This window comes from Geovibrio ferrireducens (genome assembly GCF_026226615.1).
Lineage (GTDB): Bacteria > Chrysiogenota > Deferribacteres > Deferribacterales > Geovibrionaceae > Geovibrio > Geovibrio ferrireducens.
In genome coordinates this window covers 106,720-125,167 of sequence record NZ_JAJAPB010000004.1, presented here as the reverse complement: position 1 = coordinate 125,167, position 18,448 = coordinate 106,720, and the positions used below count along the sequence as shown (strand labels likewise).

The 18,448-nt window shown below is 49.4% G+C and carries 11 protein-coding genes; 8 read left to right on the top strand and 3 right to left on the bottom strand.

The genetic code is table 11. From position 1 onward, the window contains the following. Positions 1-241: 241 nt before the first annotated feature. On the top strand, positions 242-1,717 hold the full coding sequence (locus OSQ85_RS05885) for a DEAD/DEAH box helicase (protein WP_407649326.1): 1,476 nt from the start codon (positions 242-244) through the stop codon (positions 1,715-1,717). Here OSQ85_RS05885 and OSQ85_RS05880 read toward each other — a convergent pair. Together OSQ85_RS05880 and OSQ85_RS05875 are read right to left on the bottom strand one after the other, a co-directional pair. Beyond that, positions 1,707-5,060, bottom strand: coding sequence for an AAA family ATPase (locus OSQ85_RS05880; protein ID WP_265821918.1), 3,354 nt, complete (start codon positions 5,058-5,060; stop codon positions 1,707-1,709). The genes OSQ85_RS05885 and OSQ85_RS05880 overlap by 11 nt on opposite strands. Positions 5,061-5,125: 65 nt before the next feature. Next, on the bottom strand, positions 5,126-7,078 hold the full coding sequence (locus OSQ85_RS05875; RefSeq protein WP_265821917.1) for a methyl-accepting chemotaxis protein: 1,953 nt from the start codon (positions 7,076-7,078) through the stop codon (positions 5,126-5,128). Between the two features lie 225 nt (positions 7,079-7,303). Here OSQ85_RS05875 and ftsY point away from each other — a divergent pair, with 225 nt between their 5' ends. Genes ftsY through OSQ85_RS05855 form a run of 4 tightly spaced genes read left to right on the top strand, consistent with a single transcriptional unit; the run spans position 7,304 to position 10,988 of the window. Then, positions 7,304-8,341: a signal recognition particle-docking protein FtsY gene (ftsY, locus tag OSQ85_RS05870; RefSeq protein ID WP_265821916.1), complete on the top strand. Its 1,038-nt coding sequence runs from the start codon at positions 7,304-7,306 to the stop codon at positions 8,339-8,341. Next, positions 8,322-9,104: a hypothetical protein gene (locus OSQ85_RS05865; RefSeq protein ID WP_265821915.1), complete on the top strand. Its 783-nt coding sequence runs from the start codon at positions 8,322-8,324 to the stop codon at positions 9,102-9,104. Before ftsY ends, OSQ85_RS05865 begins: the two co-directional genes overlap by 20 nt. Beyond that, positions 9,091-10,116: an SPL family radical SAM protein gene (locus OSQ85_RS05860; protein ID WP_265821914.1), complete on the top strand. Its 1,026-nt coding sequence runs from the start codon at positions 9,091-9,093 to the stop codon at positions 10,114-10,116. The genes OSQ85_RS05865 and OSQ85_RS05860 overlap by 14 nt, the downstream gene beginning before the upstream one ends. Beyond that, entirely contained in the window at positions 10,116-10,988 is an 873-nt protein-coding gene (locus tag OSQ85_RS05855; protein WP_265821913.1) for an ROK family protein, read from the top strand. The genes OSQ85_RS05860 and OSQ85_RS05855 overlap by 1 nt, the downstream gene beginning before the upstream one ends. Here OSQ85_RS05855 and OSQ85_RS05850 read toward each other — a convergent pair. After that, positions 10,985-12,841 (bottom strand): sensor domain-containing diguanylate cyclase, encoded by a 1,857-nt coding sequence (locus tag OSQ85_RS05850; protein ID WP_265821912.1) that lies wholly within the window; start codon positions 12,839-12,841, stop codon positions 10,985-10,987. The two genes, OSQ85_RS05855 and OSQ85_RS05850, sit on opposite strands and share 4 nt — an antisense overlap. Positions 12,842-13,050: 209 nt before the next feature. Between OSQ85_RS05850 and OSQ85_RS05845 the strand changes: the two genes are divergently transcribed. The 3 genes from OSQ85_RS05845 to OSQ85_RS05835 are packed head-to-tail and all read left to right on the top strand — an operon-like array spanning position 13,051 to position 18,423. After that, the gene (locus OSQ85_RS05845; protein ID WP_265821911.1) at positions 13,051-15,855 is read left to right on the top strand and encodes a ChaN family lipoprotein; all 2,805 of its coding nucleotides are present in this window, start codon (positions 13,051-13,053) and stop codon (positions 15,853-15,855) included. After that, positions 15,855-16,799, top strand: coding sequence for a transglutaminase-like domain-containing protein (locus OSQ85_RS05840; protein WP_265821910.1), 945 nt, complete (start codon positions 15,855-15,857; stop codon positions 16,797-16,799). The genes OSQ85_RS05845 and OSQ85_RS05840 overlap by 1 nt, the downstream gene beginning before the upstream one ends. 7 nt (positions 16,800-16,806) lie before the next feature. After that, positions 16,807-18,423 (top strand): molybdopterin dinucleotide binding domain-containing protein, encoded by a 1,617-nt coding sequence (locus OSQ85_RS05835; RefSeq protein WP_265821909.1) that lies wholly within the window; start codon positions 16,807-16,809, stop codon positions 18,421-18,423. Positions 18,424-18,448: the final 25 nt, after the last annotated feature.

Here is an 18,448-nt window from a genome sequence, read left to right as displayed (position 1 = left end):
GAGCAGCAAACGTAACAGAGAACGGAATACGATTATATATAGGCTCACAAACTTCCATGGAAGGAAGTTCGCCGTGCGAAGCGCAGCCGTGTTCATCACGGCGCGAGCGTGTGGCGAGTGTTTCCATGGACGGTAAACACGAGCAGTAAAGTAGAGGTGGCATTTGCTAAGACGTTTAAAACAAAAAATCCGCTCCCTTTTCGGAAGAAAGAAGGCAGCGGCGATCCGCGTGAGAGAAATCATGCCGGATGCGAAAAAAGAAGTGCAGCAGTATCATAAACCTGCTGTAAAACCGACAAGGGAGAAGGTGAGAACTGCGCCTCCTAAGGAAAAAATCAGGGTTGTACAGGCTCAGCCTAAGCCCAAAAAAGAGCCCAAGGTATTTGAACCGTGGGATCCTTCGTCATTCACTGTGGAATCTGCTGAAGGAAAAGTCCGCTTCCATGATCTGGACATTTCTGAACAGCTTTTAAGAGCTATTTATGATCAGGGCTTCAAGTACTGCACGGACATTCAGGCGGAAATACTCCCGCAGGCTTTCGAGGGCAGGGACGTAAGCGGAAAAGCGCAGACAGGAACAGGCAAAACAGCCGCATTCCTCCTTTCGGCTCTCAGGCACATCCAGAAAAACCCCATCGAAAACCGCAAGCCCGGAAACCCCAGAGTGCTTGTGCTCGCACCCACAAGGGAGCTTGTGCTGCAGATAGAGAAGGATGCTCTCGGCCTTTCCAAATATACCGACATCGAGGTTCTGGCTGTATTCGGCGGTATGGGGTATGAAAAACAGAAAAGAGCCCTTGAGGAAAAGCTTGTGGATATAGTTGTGGCCACACCCGGCAGGCTCCTTGATTTTCGCCAGAACAGCAAGGTTAATCTCTCCAAAGTGGAGATACTTATCATTGATGAGGCGGACAGAATGCTGGATATGGGCTTTATTCCGGACATCCGCAGGATAATCAACTACCTTCCCCAGAAAGAGAACAGGCAGACAATGCTTTTCAGCGCAACTCTCACCCCCGTGGTGGCGGAACTTGCTTCCAGATGGACCAAGGAACCTTTCACAGTGGAGATAGAGCCTGAAAACGTGACCAACATCAGGATAGAGCAGCTTGCCTACATAATCGAAAGCGATGACAAGTTCAAGGTGCTTTACAACTATATCAGACACTACGACCTCAAAAGCGTCATAGTGTTCTGCAACAGAAGGGATCAGACCCGCAACCTCACAGACAAGCTTTATTCTCTTGGGCTTGAGTGCAGAATGCTTTCCGGTGATGTCAGCCAGACAAAGAGGATCAACACCCTTGAAGAATTCAGAACCGGCAAAATACAGGTTCTGGTGGCGACTGATGTTGCTGCGAGGGGAATCCATGTCGAAGGCGTTACCCATGTCTTTAACTACAACCTGCCTGAGGACCCTGACAGCTATGTGCACAGAATAGGCCGTACAGCAAGGGCTGGAGCATCCGGCATATCCGTTATATTCGCCTGTGAAGAGGAATCAATGCTTATTCCCGCTCTGGAAGAACATACGGGCGTTAAAATGAACTACATCTACCCTGATGAGGAACTTCTGGCGGAACTGCCTGAACAGGTAAGGAAACCGGAGAAAAAAGAAAGACCTGTCATAAAAACTTCCGGCAGAGCAGGGAACAAGCCCACTAAGCCCGGCGGAAGAAAACCCCGCAGAAAAAACGCGGGAGAGGCTAAAGCTTAAGGTCGCTGAGGCGCACCGAGAGCATTTTTGAGACACCCGGTTCCTGCATCGTCACTCCGTAGAGGCTGTCCGCCTCGGCCATTGTCTTCTGACTGTGGGTGATTATGACAAACTGGGTGTCCCCCGAAAGGGTTTTAACCACCTTCATGAATTTATCTATGTTAGCCTCGTCCAGAGGCGCATCTATCTCATCCAGGAAGCAGAAAGGCGTAGGTTTGTAAAGGAACAGAGCAAAAAGGAGTGTGCACGCGCTCATCGCCTTTTCTCCCCCTGAAAGAAGGTTCATATTCACAAGTTTTTTGCCCGGCGGCTGAACAAAGATCTCCACACCGCTGGTGAGGAAGTTGTCCGGCTCGCTGAGGCGGAGTTCCGCCCTGCCGTCGCCGAAGAGAATGTCGAAAACCTTCTTGAAGTTGTCGCGCACTCCTTCAAATGTATCCCTGAAAAGGGCTGCCGTGCTGTCGTCTATTTCGCTTATAAGTTCATGTATGCTGGCTATGGCATCCTCAAGGTCGGTTCTCTGCTGGGTGAGAAATTCATTTCGCTTGCATACTTCGTCATGTTCCTGCTCAGCGGCCATGTTCAGCGGCCCCAGCTCATCAATGAGCTTAGTAACGGCGTCCAGCTCGGCTTTTGCCTTGTTCGGCTGAAATGAGGAAAGATCAGGCTTTTCGGTGTTAATATCCGCCTCGAACTTCTCGGTGAAGTTTTCGGACAGGCTCTGCATCTCAGCTAAAACACGCTCACGCTTAATTTCGGAATCGGTGACCACGCTGCGGAGCTTCTCAACCTCACGGTTGGCTTTCTCTATCTCTTTCTTGAGAGTTTCAAGCTCCTTTTCCTGCTCAGCCACTTCCCTGTCAGTGTTTAATGCGCTTGAGCGGAGCTCCTGCTGCTGTTTCATAAGTGAGGCGTACTCGCTCTTTTTAGCCTCCAGCCGCTCGCGGAAGTTGATTATATCAACAGTGAGCAGCTTGCTGAGGCGCTGCTTGGCTTCGCCTGTTTTCTGTGTGGTTTCGCTTATTTCCCTGTCAGTGAAGTGAAGCTCGCGGGTGAGGGCGCTGATCTGTTCGGTGAAGCCCCTTTCTTCTATTTTAAGAGCGTTAAGCTCATCCTTTGCATCTTCATAGAGGGTATTCACATCTTCAAGACGTTCATCCAGAAGCTGTTTCTCATCCTCTTTCTCTCTCTGCTCCTCCGCGGTTTTCTCACGCTGTTCTCTGAGGGATGTGAGCTCTTTTTCCATGCGCTCAAGCTCACGGGCAACGAACTCTGTCTCCTTGTCGATTATCTCGCCCCGGCGGGAGAGCTTTTCCTTCACCGCCACAGCCTCGTCAAGCATGCGTGATGTGTTTTTCGCCTCGGTTTCAAGGGTGGACTTGCGGGTCTCTTTTTCTGAAAGAATCTCAGCGGTCTCGGCAGTTTTGGCGGCGAGACCTTCGTATCTGGCTTCCGCATCCTCAAAATCAGCCGTGACAGTTTCCAGCTTATCTTCGGCTGTTTTAAGCTCGGTCTTGAGCTTAAGGATCACCACGCCTTTGTCATCGTCACCTATCTTCCGGTAGAGGCTGCCTGTCTTTATGATGTTTTCTGTTATTTTTTCCTGTTCTGTGAGTTCGTTAATCAGTTCATCCGCACTGTCTGAAAAGGTGAAGCGGAGTGAGCCGGTCATCTCCCTGACAGTCGCCAGAACCATGGATTTCTGCTCCGCCCTGAAAACAAGTATGTCTGCGGCGTGCATGGGCGGTTCGGCGGATTCATCAATCATATCAATAAGAAGTGATGATTCAAATCTCTTGAGGTATTCCCCGCTGTCCCCCACTGCGGCGTTTTCTATCTGCTCTTTCAGGACAGCGGTTCTGCTTTCAAGGGAGTTTTTCTCAAGGCGCAGTCCGTCAGTTTCAGCCTTGGCATCCGCTTCAAGGGTCTTTATTTCGCTGAGTTCCGCCCTGATTGATTTTATCTCGTCTGTCAGGTGCTTAAGTGCGTCTCTCGTTTCCTCGAATTCTCTTTGAGCGTCTTCGGCTCTCTGAACGGCTTTGGCTATCTCAGCCTCAAGGTCATCCTTTTCAAGGGTAAAGCGTTTCCTGTCGGCCTCAAGGCGGTTGATGGTTGTCTCTTTTTCGAATACGGAATTGTTGATGGATGTAAGCTTCTGCGTAAGCTCAAGGTATTCGTCCTCAAGCCCGTCAATATCGTATTTCAGGTCGTCCCGCATGCGGGTATATTCTTCGATTTTCTCTTCGAGTTCCTCAAGGCTCTCCCTGAGTTTGGCCTTGTTTTTCTCTGTTTCTTCCTTTGATGAAAGTATTCTCACGCGGGAGGAGGTAAGCTCCCTGAACTTGCGTTCAAAGTCCTCTATCTCCCTGTGAAGGCGCTCTTTTGTGCTTTCTGCCCCGGCTATTTCACTTTCCAGAAGCCGCACATCGCCTGAGATATTCGCTATGGAATCACCGAGGAAGAGCATTTTTTCATTTGTTTCCCTGAAACTGCCGCGGAGGGAGTTGAGCTTTCTTTCCTTTTCGGTTTCGGTTTTTACAAGGTTTTCAAATTCGGCGATTATGCCCGCCATGCCCACCTTTTCGCGGTTTATCTCTTCCGTGAGGGCGGATGAATCTTCTTTAAGCTTTATGTATTTGTAAAGGATGATGTTTTTGTCAAGTTCAGTCTTCCGCCCTGCAAACTCACGGAACTTCTTAACGGTTTCCACCTGTCTGGTGAGTGTGTCTATATGGCTGCGGATTTCGCTGATTATGTCGTTTACGCGTCCGAGGTTATCCTTTGTCTGATGAAGTCTGCGCTCGGCTTCCTTCTTGCGTTCCTTGAACCGCACCACACCTGCGGTTTCTTCCAGAAAGAGGCGTAGTTCCTCCGGGGTGGCCTGAATAATTTTCTCCACTTTCCCCTGTTCGATTATGGATATGCTTCTGGCTCCCATGCCTGTATCGTAAAAAATTTCACGGATGTCTTTAAGGCGGCACTTGCGGTTGTTGATTTTGTATTCACGCTCGCCTGTGCGGTAAAACTTTCTTGTTACAGTAACTTCGGAGAGGGTTCCCCATTTTGCCGTCACACTCTCCGGCAGGTCGCTCACCGTCAGGGACACTTCTGCGAAGCCGGATGCCTTGCGCTTGGCGGAGCCGCCGAAGATAACATCTTCCATGTCATTCCCGCGGAGCTCTTTGGGGCTCTGCTCGCCGAAAACCCAGCGTATGGCATCCATTATGTTGCTTTTGCCGGAGCCGTTCGGCCCAACAACGCAGGTAATGCCGTCGGGGAAATCCACGGCGGTCTTGTCGACAAATGATTTAAAACCTTGGAGTGTGATGGATTTAAAGCGCATAGAGAGATTGTAGAGTATATTGCGTTAAATTCAAACTGTTTTCACACTTGGAGTCCGTTGCTCTGCTAAACCTTAAACCTTGCTATAAGCATTGTGAGGTTCTCAGTCTGAATCTGAAGGTTATTCACCGTCTGGGTGACTTCTGCAAAGGCTGCTGAACTCTGCTCCACTGCTGTCGCCACACCCTGAAGGCTCTCATTTACGTTCATTGTGGAGCCGGTCTGACGCTGAACAAGCTCCATGACTGATGAAGTTTCGTGGTGAATCTGCTCCGCTGCGGTGACGATTTCATCAAATACGTGCCTTGTCTCCTCAGCCGCGCCGATTCCCTGATCAACGCTTTTCTCAGCCTGCTGCATGCCCGCTTCCGCCATTTCGGTTTCTTTCTGGAGTGAGGCTATTATATCACCCACTTCCTTTGTGGCGTTCTGTGTGCGTTCAGCGAGTTTGCGCACTTCATCCGCAACAACGGCAAAGCCTCTTCCCGCTTCACCTGCTCTTGCTGCCTCTATTGCGGCATTAAGGGCAAGCAGGTTGGTTTGGTCTGCTATATCGTTTATCACACTGATAATGTTCCCAATCTCCTCGGATGATTTGCCAAGTTTTGATATTGTTTCGGAGAGTCCCGCTGTTGTTGTTTTTATGCCTGATATTCTGCGCACTGTCTGCTGAACAAATTCTTTTCCTTTTTCAGTGACAACAAGTGCTTCCTCAACCTTCTTGCCGGTGGTTTCAACATGGAAAACCACTTCCTCCGCGGAATGTGTAACATCTCTCATGCCGTTTGCTATATCGCCCACCTGTGCCGACTGGGAGTTTGCTGTGGCGGAGAGTTCCTCCGCTGTGCTGGAAAGCTCATTAGTGGCCGAGGCAACGGTGTTCGTTGCATCTTTGACGCTGAGCATGGTTTCACGTATATTATCCACGAAGATGTTAAATTCACGGGCAACAGTGCCTATCTCATCGGTGGATTTCACCATGATTTTCTTAGTGAGATCCCCTTCGGCTATCTCTCTGAAAACTGTGACGAAACCGAGCAGCGGCCGGGTTATTGTGGAGGCGGCGAAGTAGCTGGTAAGGATGAAAAGCGCCAGAATGATGGGCGTTTCTATCATTATCATATTCCTCATGCGGATAAGGGGGGCCTCAAGCTCCTCTATGTAACTTCCGGCGGCTATTATCCAGTCGACTTCGGGTATGTATTTGTAAATAACTATTTTGTCTCTTGCGTTGGTCTCGTTCGGGTTTTTCCAAGGGTAAACTATTTTGCCGCTTTTATTGGTCACTATCTCTTTTATAAACATTCTGCCGTCTGAGTCCCTGCTGTCTATGAGGTTTTTGCCTTCAAGGGCGGGGTGAACCATCAGGGTTCCTTCTGCGTCAAGCACATAACCGTAGCCGGTGTCGCCTATTTTTACAGAGAGGATATAGTCTCTGAAATCTCTGGGGTTGAGCATTGTTTTAAAGTCTGAAACAGGTACTGTTCCCAGTACTATCCATCCCCACTCTTCAAAGTAACCTGCCGCGCCCAGTGACGGGACACCGTTCAGTGTTACGTGCGCATAGCCGCTGCGCTCTTTTATCAGTTCTGCAAATCCTTCAGCGTTTGAAAGGTTTTTGCCGATTTCATCCCTTTTTCTGTCGTAAATGACAACTCCCTCACTGTTGAGGATTATGAAGTAGCCATGCTCAAGTATATCCTGCTCCAGAAGAGCCTGTGAAGCGTCATACATAGCCACTTTTTCGCTGTAGCCGCCTCTGAGTGAGTTCATGTAGGTGAGGTTTATGGTGTTCAGCCCGGAATCCACAGCCCCTTCGATGTAGCCTTTTGCAGACGCGTTTATGGATGCCAGAACGATGGAGGCAAAAGTGTCTGTGGTGTGTTTGAGGTCGTTTTCAATCATGGAGTATGACATTTTCTTTGCGTTGCTGTAGGTTGTGATGGCCAGAAAAAGAATTGTAACGAGCGAAAGAAGGCTGAACGCAACGATTATCTTGTATTTTATAGTAAGTTTCATATGCACACTCCATCGGCTGTGTTATCTATAAATTATGAATAATATTTCAGTTCAGGCAACAGAAATCGGGCATATTATACCCCGGTCGGTCTTATTTATAAACAATTAATATTTAAGAAAACATCATTTTTCAACTGACTATTGAACCAATAAATCATATTGACAAAAAACTGGCAACAGTTTTTACTTGTGTGGCTTGAAAAAAAGTCTGCGGAGCATTAATTAATGGCATTTTTTGATATATTCAGGAAGAAAAAAAACAGCACACCGGAAACGGAAGCACCATCAGTGCCGGAAGCAGCCCCGGTGGCAGAGGCGGAATCATCCCAAAGCTTTCTGGGCAAGCTTAAAGCCGGGCTTTCCAAAACATCCGATAAATTCACAGGCGGACTTGAGAACATTTTTCTGGGCCGTAAGACAATAGATGAAGATCTGCTGGAAGAGCTTGAAGAGCTCCTCATAACCTCCGACATGGGTGTTCAGACTTCCATGAAGATAATAGAGAGCGTCCGTGAAGAGGTTTCCAGAAAAACACTGAAAGACCCGGCGGAACTGAGAAACAGCCTGAAAAGGAAGATTCTGGAAATCATCAGCATGGACAACAGCCTGAATCAGGTGGAAGAAAAGCCTTACATGGTCATAGTTGTAGGCGTGAACGGAACCGGGAAAACCACAAGCATAGCCAAACTTGCGAAAATGTTTAAGGACTCAGGCCTTAAGACTGTCCTTGCTGCCGGTGACACATTCCGTGCGGCGGCGGTGGATCAGCTTGCTGTCTGGGCGGAAAGGGCAGGTGTGCCCATAATCCGTCAGGCAGAGGGTTCTGACCCGGCGGCAGTTATATACGATGCTGTGCAGTCGGCAAAGGCAAAGGGTTTTGATGTGCTCATAGCGGACACGGCAGGCAGGCTCCATAATAAGTTCAACCTTATGAAGGAGCTTGAGAAAATATTCAGAGTAATCAGAAAGGAGATGCCCTCAGCGCCCCACGAGGTGCTTCTGGTGCTGGATGCCACAAGCGGTCAGAACGCTCTTGCACAGGCCAAGAAGTTCCACGAGGAGGTCGGGATTACCGGCATAATCCTCACCAAGCTGGACGGAACAGCCAAGGGCGGGGCTATTATAGGCATTGTGGATGAGCTCAGGATTCCCGTCAAGTTCATCGGCTTCGGCGAAGGCATGGACGACTTGCGTCCGTTTGATGCCGAAAGCTTTGTGGAAGCGCTCTTCCGCACGGACAGTGATGAAGCTGATAAAGGCTGATTATAAAACGGCCGATTTCCGCTGGAAGGACAGAGAGCAGGAAAGCCCGTTTCCCCCTGTCACGGCTGAGATAAACGGCGTGATGTACAGACTGAGCGGATTCGGCAGAGAGGCTGATGCGTTTTTTCATGCGGGATTGCTGAATATCAACGAAGCCTTTGATCTTTCCCTCAGTCTCCACGGCGAGCCTGATATTGCTGATCTGGGGCGCATGATTATCCTTGCCGAGGGCTTCAGTCAGCCTGATAAAATCAAAGCAGTGTCAGACCGGGTAAAGGGCGCGAAAAATGCCTCATCCCTGAAAATATTATGCAGCGCGCCGGAAACCTTCCTTGAGTATGTAAGAGCGAAGGAGCCGTCCATGAAAACAGCCGGAATGTATGCCTCGCTGCCTGAATCCCATAAAGAGTTCCTTCATATTTTTTCCAAGTCCCAGCCTTCCGTATCCGCATTCAGGACAGCGGCGGAGATCCTGACTGACTACGCGGACAGGGACATTGACCCTTCCGATATGTCACTGATAAACAAGCTCGAAACAGAACGCAGAAGCCTGAGAACAGGCTTTGAGGAAAAGTTCCGCGGGCTGGCTTCGGGTTTAGGCGCAGAGGCCTCAAGCCGCTGCGGCTTTGAAACACCGGAAATAACCTTCACCTTCACAGCCTCCTCCTTCGGCGAGTATGCTGAAAAATGCGAAAGGCTCTTTGAAAACAGAGCTAAGGCGGATGAGCTTTTTAAGTTCCTGAAAGATAATGATATATATTGAGAAATCAGCAGAAAACCTGCCCCTTGCCCGTAAAATCGCGCGGGAAAATGAAGTGGTTTCAGTTGAGGACGGCTTCATCCCGGATGACAGCAAGAAGAATATCCTCATATCTTCCTCCCGCAATAATTACGTGCACAGATGCCCCGCCACCAAGATATACCGATGCTGCAATTATTACGTCACGGATGCGGCGGAGGGCTGCCCGTTCGACTGTTCATACTGCATACTCCAGTCATATCTTAATCACTCGTACATAAAGGTTTACGGGGACACTGATGCCATAGTGTCTGAAATAAGAGATCTCGGAGCGAAGGGTGAGCGGGTGCGCCTCGGCACGGGTGAGCTTTCGGACAGTCTCGCACTGGACAATGTGCTTGGACTGAGCGAAATTCTTGTGCCTGTGGTGAATGAGTATGACAACATACAGTTTGAGCTTAAGACCAAGTCCGCAAATGTTTCAAAACTCTTTAACTTAAACCCGAAGAATATTGTGGTAAGCTGGAGTCTGAACCCTGAGCATGTGATAAAGCTTGAGGAACACGGGGCAGCGCCTCTGAAAGCGCGGCTCAGTGCGGCAAGGGATCTTTCCGCATACGGCTACAGGGTTTCCTTTCACTTTGACCCGGTGATATATTACGAAGGGTTTGAAAAGGATTATGACGCACTCGCTGAACAGCTTGCCGGATATGTTGATGAGTCTGCCGTGCAGTTCATAAGCGTTTCCACATTCCGCTTCATGCCGGAACTCCTCCCGACAGTGCGGGATAAGTTCGGCGGCAGCATGCTGCTCAAAGGGGACTACACAAAGGGGCTGGACGGCAAGATGCGCTATTTCAAACCTCTTAGGGCGCATATGCTTGAAAGTGTGGTAGGATCTTTAAGGAAGAGATGGAAAAATGTTTTCATATACTTCTGCATGGAGCATTCATCTCTCTGGGAAAAACTCATGGGCTTTGACCCCGGCGAAAGGGAGGAGCTTGAATCCCTCTTTCCGTTTATCAGGATGAAATAATGAAATACGCTTGCTTTGATATAGGCGCCACAAACCTTAAAATGGGCGTGGTGGACGAGAACGGAATCTTCCTTGAATATGAGTCCGAAAAAACACCCCAGACCTATGAAGAGCTCATAAAAGCTATCCGGGATTTTTCCCTCGGCAACTCCTGCTCCGCTGTGGGCATAGGCATTCCCGGCAATGTCAGTGACGGCAGCGCATACTGCCCTAATCTCCCGGTTCTGAACGGGCATCCCCTTGAGGCGGATATAGCCGCCCTCACTGAGCTTCCGGTGAGTATAGAAAACGATGCGAACCTTGCCGCTCTGGGCGAATATATCTTCTTTGAGACCGAAAGCACCGGAAACATGATACTGCTCACGCTGGGAACAGGTGTCGGCGGCGGGCTGATACTGGACGGAACCCTTGTTACATCAGAGTCTGCGGCATTTGAGGTGGGGCACATCACCCTTAATTTCAACGGCGAGAAATGCGGCTGCGGCAAGCGCGGCTGCTTTGAGTATTACTGCAGCATGAGCGGCCTTGTGCGCAGCTACAACGAACTCAGCGCTGATGTGAAGTTCCTCAAGGCGGCAGATGTGTATAAGCAGTTTAAGATGGGTGACAAGGTGGCGGAGCTGGCCTTTGAAAAATATGCAAACAGCCTTGCCCACGGGATGGCGAGCATTGCCAATCTGTTTGCCCCGCTTAAGATAAAGATAGGGGGCGGGCTTTCGGAAATGTCGGATGCTTACCTGCACACCGCTGTGAAGGTGTTTTCAAAGATAGTCTTCCCCGCACTTAAAGACAAGGTTGTGATAGAAACCGCCGCCGCAAAGAACAGGGCAGGGCTTTTGGGAGCCGCCGCCCTGTGCATGGTTCAGGGTTAATATTCAGTATCGTGCGTCCACATATCCTTGGTGAAGCGCATTACCCTGTTTCTGCCCGCCTCTTTTGCCTTGTAGAGTGAAATATCCGCAAATTTTATAGCCTGCCAGAAGTTCTCCGTATCCTTGGGGAAAATGGAAACGCCTATGCTCAGGGTCTTTTTCAGTGTCACATTCGGGCTTATGCGCATTTCGTGGGCTTCCATATTCTGCCTGATTTTCTCAGCCACGCTCATAACGCTTTCGTCATCCTCAGCATCTTTTATGATTATCAGGAACTCCTCGCCGCCGTAGCGGATTATTATGTCTGATGAGCGGACGGAACCCTTCATGATAGTCGCAAGGATCTGGAGTACCCTGTCTCCTGTTTCGTGTCCGAGGTCGTCATTCACCTTTTTGAAGTAGTCGAGGTCACACATAAGTATGCCCATGTTTTTCTGCCTGCGTTTGGTGTCTGCGGTGAGAATTTCCGTGTATTCCTCAAGGAACCTGCGGTTGTTGAGCCCCGTCAGCGGATCTTTCAGCGTGGTTTCACGGAGGTTTTTCAGCAGTTTCTTGCTTTCTATGACAGGGGATGCGTTTTTAAGGTAATCCTGAAGCAGGGGCAGGGCATTTTTCAGCATCTCTTCATTTTCCGGCTTCACGGTGACATGCACAACCTCGCCCACCGAACCCGCTATGATAATGGGCATGCACATGTGCTTTCTCCCCGTTTCATAACCGAGAAACTTGGGACAGGCTCTGAAATCGGCTGAACCGAAAACAGTCTGCGCCAGTCTTTTGCACCTGCACTCCTCCGGGCTGATCAGTATGTCGTCCGAGCAGGGCATGGGTTCAAGGGTGCAGACATCGCCGCAGACCTCGTGATTGAGATAGTTTATCTTGTTCTTGGCCTCGTCCACTTCGTATATGGCGAAATCATGGAATCCGAAGCTGTTTAAAAGGCCGAAAACCCTGACATAAACGTCATATATGTTTTTATCCTCTTCTATAAGCTGCTTAAACTGTTCCATGTTGAGCCGCTTCTGTAGATAGTCGTTGAATGCGGCTATCATTCGTCCTATTTCATCCCTGTTCACAGCCTCCAGCTTGGTTTCTATTATTCCGGCCGAGCCCAGATCCTGTATGCTGCGGGTTATCCTGTTGATATTTTTGGTCATCCCTTTGAGATAGGTGTAGAGTATCCCCACCACAACCGTTGTGGCGGCAAGACCGAGTATAAGGCATATCACTACGGATTTTATGATGCGCATCCGCTTTTCGTGGAGTATGGCGTCAATATTTTCTTCCGTTCTCTGGGTTTTATCCAGAGAAAGAATGTAGTAGTCCAGCGGCTCAAAGTACATGGTGTTTATGAAGTAGCTTACGGTTCCGCTTTCCGAGGTGAAGTCGGCGAATGCTCCGTGCATGCGGGATTCAAAGGCTCTTTTTATGAGTCCGTTCAGCTTGGTTCTGTTTTCGCTGTTTGATTCCATGAGCTTTTTAAAATCGCTTCCGTTCGCCGCTACAAGGCTGCCGTTGAAGTCGAATATGGCGAATGAGTAGCTGTCGTCACTGAGTATGAGCACATTGCTGATGAACTCCTTGACTATGTTCTCCTTGTTGTTCGCCGGATCCCCCGCAGCGGAGTACAGGCGGGTGAGTATGCCGTGCAGATCCATGGTGTATTTCATATGGCGGAACGATTTTTCCTGAAAATACCTGCCCTGCGAGCTGAAAACGGATTTGTCCGTGTAATAATTCTGCACTTCGGTATAAATAAAAAGCCCGTAACCCACCACTCCGAGCATAATCAGCCCGAAAAAATAAATGCCCAGAAGCTTAACCCTGAGAGAAACATCTCTGAAAAACTGCATTTACGACCCCTGAAATAAGATTGAGTATTTCTTTACTTATTTTTTACTCAAAACCGATTCTTTGCAAGCTGAATTTAGCCCTCTTAATTTTATAAACTTCTGCAAAACAAAAATAAAAAAAATCAAAGTATTAATGTGATGAAAATTGTCTTTGATCTGACATTTAAATATGTGAAACTAACAGATACTGTTCGGTCAAAAGGTGGAAAATGAAACATATTCTTGCTCTTATGGTTGTTTTTGTATCTCTTAATGCTTTTGCGGCAAACATATACAGCCTTGAGCTGACATACTCCGGAACAGAGGTGAAAGGCAGAGCGGCTTGGAAGTCGGATAAACCTGCCGGATTTGATGCAGCAGGTCTCAGCATCAAAGGCGCTGAGGTGACGGACGGAACTTTCACCCTCCCTGCGGGCAGAACTGAGATAAGCTTTGAGGGTACACCGCGCAGTGCCTTCGGTTCATGGTTCCCTGCACCGAAAGACGAAGCCTATTATATGCTTAAACTCACCCTTCCAAAAGGCTTATACCCGGTTTTTGAAGGAGAGGAACTGTCGGCTCTGAACGGAGTATTTACTTTCAGAAGCAGGGGCGCGGCAGAACAGCCGGCACTTGTGATAGTAAAGGATGCCGCCATGCGGAGCATCAAGTCAGAAGGTGTGACTGTCAGGACAGTATTTTCAGTGAATAACGCCGCTTTTGCGGAGGAATATCTGCGTAAAAGCGCTGAATACATAAAAATGTACACAGAACTCATCGGGAAATATCCTTACGAGGCCTTCACCGCGGTTGAGGTTCCCTATCCGGTGGGATATGCGTTTGAAGGGTTCACAACTCTGGGTTCCGCTGTAATACCCCTGCCTTTCATAACAGAAACCTCTCTGGGGCATGAAATACTCCACCAGTGGTTCGGAGGCTCAGTGGGCATTGATTACGATAAGGGCAACTGGGCTGAGGGCATAACCACATACATGGCTGATTACTACTATGACGAGCTTAAGTGGAAAGGGAAGGAATACCGCAAAAACGCACTGATCTCTTACGCTGCATACACTGATAATAAGACGGATTTTCCGCTCACCGAGTTCCGTTCCCGCCACGGAAAGGCCGGTTCCGCTGTGGGCTATAATAAGTCGATGATGTTTTTCCATATGCTTAAACGCACTTACGGAAACGACAGGTTCCTTGAGGCTGTCAGGCTGTTTGTGAAGGAAAATACAGGCAGGAGAGCCTCATGGGAAGACTGGAAGAGCGCATTTTTGAAAACCTCAGGGGAAGAGGCGGGTATTCTTTTTGATACATGGATAAGCTCAAAAGGTCTGCCGGAATATTCGGCTGAGAAAATTGACATAAAATCGGAAAACGGGCGCTACATTACCTCCTTTAACCTCGTGAGGAATGGGGGCGGCTTCATAGCCGATGTGCCAGTGAGCATCAAGACAGTCACAGGGCAGAAGGATTTCATTCTCCGCAGCGACAACGCAAGCAAACTGTTTGAGCTTGCCACAGATACGGAGCCGCTGAGCTTTGCGCTGGACCCTTACTATGATGTGCCCCGTGTTCTCTATGCCTCTGAGATACCGCCTGTGCTTGCCGCATATCTGGGTGCGTCAAAAAAAGTGTTTGTCACAGGTGCAGACGGGTTTGACTGCCTTGCGGATGTGAGTGAGCAGGGCGAAGTAAAGCGCGTTTCCTATGACGGGTTCAGGCTTGAGGATTATAAGGATCATTCCGTAATGCTTGCCGGAGTGCCGGACAGTTTTTACGGAAAATACTTCGGCCGTGCGCCTGAAAAGGGTGCAGGACTGCTGATAAAGGCTTATAAAAACCCTTTCAGTGCGGATAACTCGGTGATTTCTGTCAGCGGTGATAAGGACGGGCTTGAAGGCGTATGCCGCAGGCTGCCGCATTACGGAAAATACAGCGAGCTTGTTTTTGTTAAGGGGCGCAATGTGAAAAAAGAGACTGAACGCACTGAAGACGGCGTTATCTATGAGATAAAGAACAGGGAGTTCGCTTTCAGAGTCTCCGCAGCCATGAGCCTTGAGGAGATAGCGGCGGAAGCTGAGGGAACAAGGCTTGTCTTCATCGGCGAGAAGCATGACGAGCACTCCCACCACGCAAACCAGCTTGCCATGATAAAACTCCTGCATGAGAAATACGGCAGAATCACAATAGGGATGGAGATGTTCCAGCGTCCTTTCCAGAAGGCTCTGGATGATTACACAGAGGGACTTACAGACGAACGGATGATGCTGAAACAGACGGAATATTTCACCCGCTGGCGGTATGACTATCACCTGTATAAACCGATCCTTACCTATGCCAGAGAGCACGGCATAAGGATAATTGCGCTGAATGCTCCTACGGAGGCGACCAAGAAGACCGCCTCTGACGGCCTCTTCACGCTCTCCGCCGATGAACGGGAGCACACGGCATCTGAATTGGACTACACAGACCCACGCTACAGGGAGGATCTCAAATGGATATACAATATGCACCCCTCAAGGCAGGTCTTCGAGAATTTCCTTGAGGCGCAGCTTCTCTGGGATGAAACAATGGCCGAGACAGTGGCGGATTACGTGAAAAATAATGAGGGCATAGTTGTTGTCCTCGCCGGAAACGGCCACATAAGAAAGGGTTACGGTGTGCCTGAAAGGGTTAAAAGGCGTACAGGGATGAAATATATTTCCATAGTTCAGGACGAGCCCGCAGAAAAAGGCATAGCAGATTTTGTGCTTTATCCCGGCAGGCTGGACGGCGCGGCTGCTCCCAAGCTGGGTGTAGCTGTGAAAAATCCCGAAACAGCGCCGGAGGTTACCGACATAGGCGATGATACCCCTGCGAAAAAGGCAGGGCTCAGGACAGGGGATGTGATAATCGGCATAGACTTCTTTGAGGTTAACTCCCTTGAGGATCTGAAAATAGCCCTGTTTTATATGAAGCCGGGGAATACTGTTACCCTGAAAATCAGGCGTGACGGCAGCGAAATGACTGTGGATATGGAGCTTTAATGCGCCCTAAAATGCTTGGTCTCTCGCTGGTGCTTTTTCTTGCAGCATTTGCCGTATTTTTTCTCGGCGGCAGGAAAGAAATTCCGGTATATAAGGGTGAAATGCCTGAAAGATATACGCGGAAAGGGTTTCAGCCTTATGTTAAAGCAGTGGATAAAAACAGCCCGCAGCTAAGGGCTATTGCCGCGGAGCTCACTGCCGGATGTGCTGATACCGAGTGCAGAGCGGCGAGGGTTTACGCCTTTGTTCAGCAGAAGGTCAGCTATCTGAGCGACCCGGCAGGATTTGAGCTTATTCAGAAACCGGAGGAAACTCTCGCACTGATGGCGGGTGACTGTGAGGATCTGGCTATCCTTGTTTCATCCCTGCTGTGGAACATAGGTGTGGAGAGCCAGCTTGTGGCGACCGACACCCACATGTACTCCAGAGTATGCGGAATAGACCGTGTAAGGTTTGAAAACACAGTGGCGGAGGAGTATGGAAGCAGACTCACCGTTTCTGACACAAGAACATTTCTGCCCGCAAACACCGCATGGGCTGTCTCATTTGAAGGAGGAAGCGGCCGGAGCGAATACACTGTGGAGTTTTCCGCGGCTGAACCTCTGAATATTTACCTTTTTCCTGACAGGAAAGAGTTTGAAAAGATGACAAAGAATATGGATTATAAATATTACGAAGCCTGCTCCGCAGAGAACAGCAGGGGCGGAACCCTCACATGCTATATCGAGCAGGGGAATGTGATAGGCGTGAGAACATTCAAGGCCTCTGTCCTCACATTCAAGGCGGTTAAATCAGCCTCACTTTCTGCGGCGCTGCATTTCGAGGAGGAGGGCGGGGAGCTCTGCATACCGCTTGACGCTGCCATACGAGGGGCGCAGGTTCTGCCCGGTATGGGTATGAACGAGGACAACATAACCGAAAAATACGTGATTGATATAAGGTAGATAATTTATGAGAACATTTTGCTCCAAGGACTGCCCCGATCTCTGTGATTTTTATATTGAGGAAAAGGACGGAGTGCCTGTTTTTAAGCCCGCCGAAGAAAAAGACGGACGCAACGGCTTTGTCTGTTCCAAGCTGAAAGGCTTTTACGAAAGGGAGATAACCCACGGGGCGGAGTTTGAGCCTGAATCACTGAAAAAAGCGGCGGAGCTCATAAAATCCCTCAGCGGGAGGGAATTTCTGTATATGCGCGGTTCAGGCAGCCTCGGCTACGCCATGGGCTGGTGGGATGTTCTTTTTTCAAACATAAAGGGAGCAGTCTTCATAGACGGCAGCCCCTGCGACATAACCGGGGAAAGCGCCCACGAGCTTGACTTCGGCGTGTGCGAAAACCCTCCCGTCCGGAATCTTGAGGATGCGGACAATATCATCATTTTCGGCAGAAACGCAAAGGCGGTCAGCCAGCACTTTTTCTCTTATCTTCTCAAGCTTAAAAAAGCCGGGAAACGGATTCTCTATATAGATCCCATACGGACGGAAACTGCACCCTCCGCAACTGATTTCATACGGATCAAGCCTGCCTGTGACGGACTTCTGTGCGAGGCATACCTCGCCGGAGATTCTGACAGACGCAGGGAACTGGTCAAAGAAACAGGGCTCACGGATGAGGAGTTCGAGCTCTTCGCGGGCTATATAAAAAGAGGCAGAACGGCATTCATAACAGGCTTCGGGCTCCAGCGCTACAAAAACGGAATGGCTGCGGTGCGCTGGATAAACAGGCTGGCGGCGGAGACGGGGAACGAGCACCTGCTTTTTTATGGCAGAGGCTCCAAGATGGAGCTTGCCGGAGTCCCGAAGGAGCCCGTGCGCAAGGTGAATATCTCTCTCCTGCCGGATGCTCTTGAGCGGTTCCCGGTGATGGTGATAGTGGGCGCAAACCCTGCCGTGACCTTCCCTGAGGCTGAAAAATGGCACAGGGCTCTGGAAAAAGTGAAGCTGATCAGCATAGATACCAACATAACCGAGACCTCAAAGCATGCGGATGTGTTTATCCGCGCCGGGGGCATGTTCGCCCAGAAGGATATTATGGGCAGCTACTTTTTTAATGACAGACCTTCAGTGCGGGGCAAATTCGCCGGTCTCCCTTCCGACAGCGAGCTTGCGGCGGAACTGGCGGGGCTTCTCGGTGTGAAAATGGATGTCACAGAACCTGACAGGGTGGAACGCAAAACTCCCCCGGTGCGGAAATATTCGGTAAAACCTCTTGAGAGCGCAGTTCCGTATGAGCACAGCGGCTACAGGCTGATCACAGGCTCCCACACTGCTTATCTCAATTCACAGATCCCTCCGTCTCTGGGCGAGAATGATTCCCGCGTGTTCATATCCCCCGAAACTGCGGCAAAGGAACAGCTTGCAGAGGGTGACCGTGTTGAAATTTCCGGCCTGCCCGGCTGTTTCACCGGGATTGCGGGCATAAGCGGAGACATACCGGACAATGTTGTTTTTGCTTATAAAAACCGCAGAATGACAGAAGGTTATATCAATAATGCAACTCCTTTCATCCTGACTGACAGCGGAAACGGAATAGCCTACTATGATACTTTTGTAAATATAGTTAGAAAATAAATCTAAATCTGCTAATATTTATTAT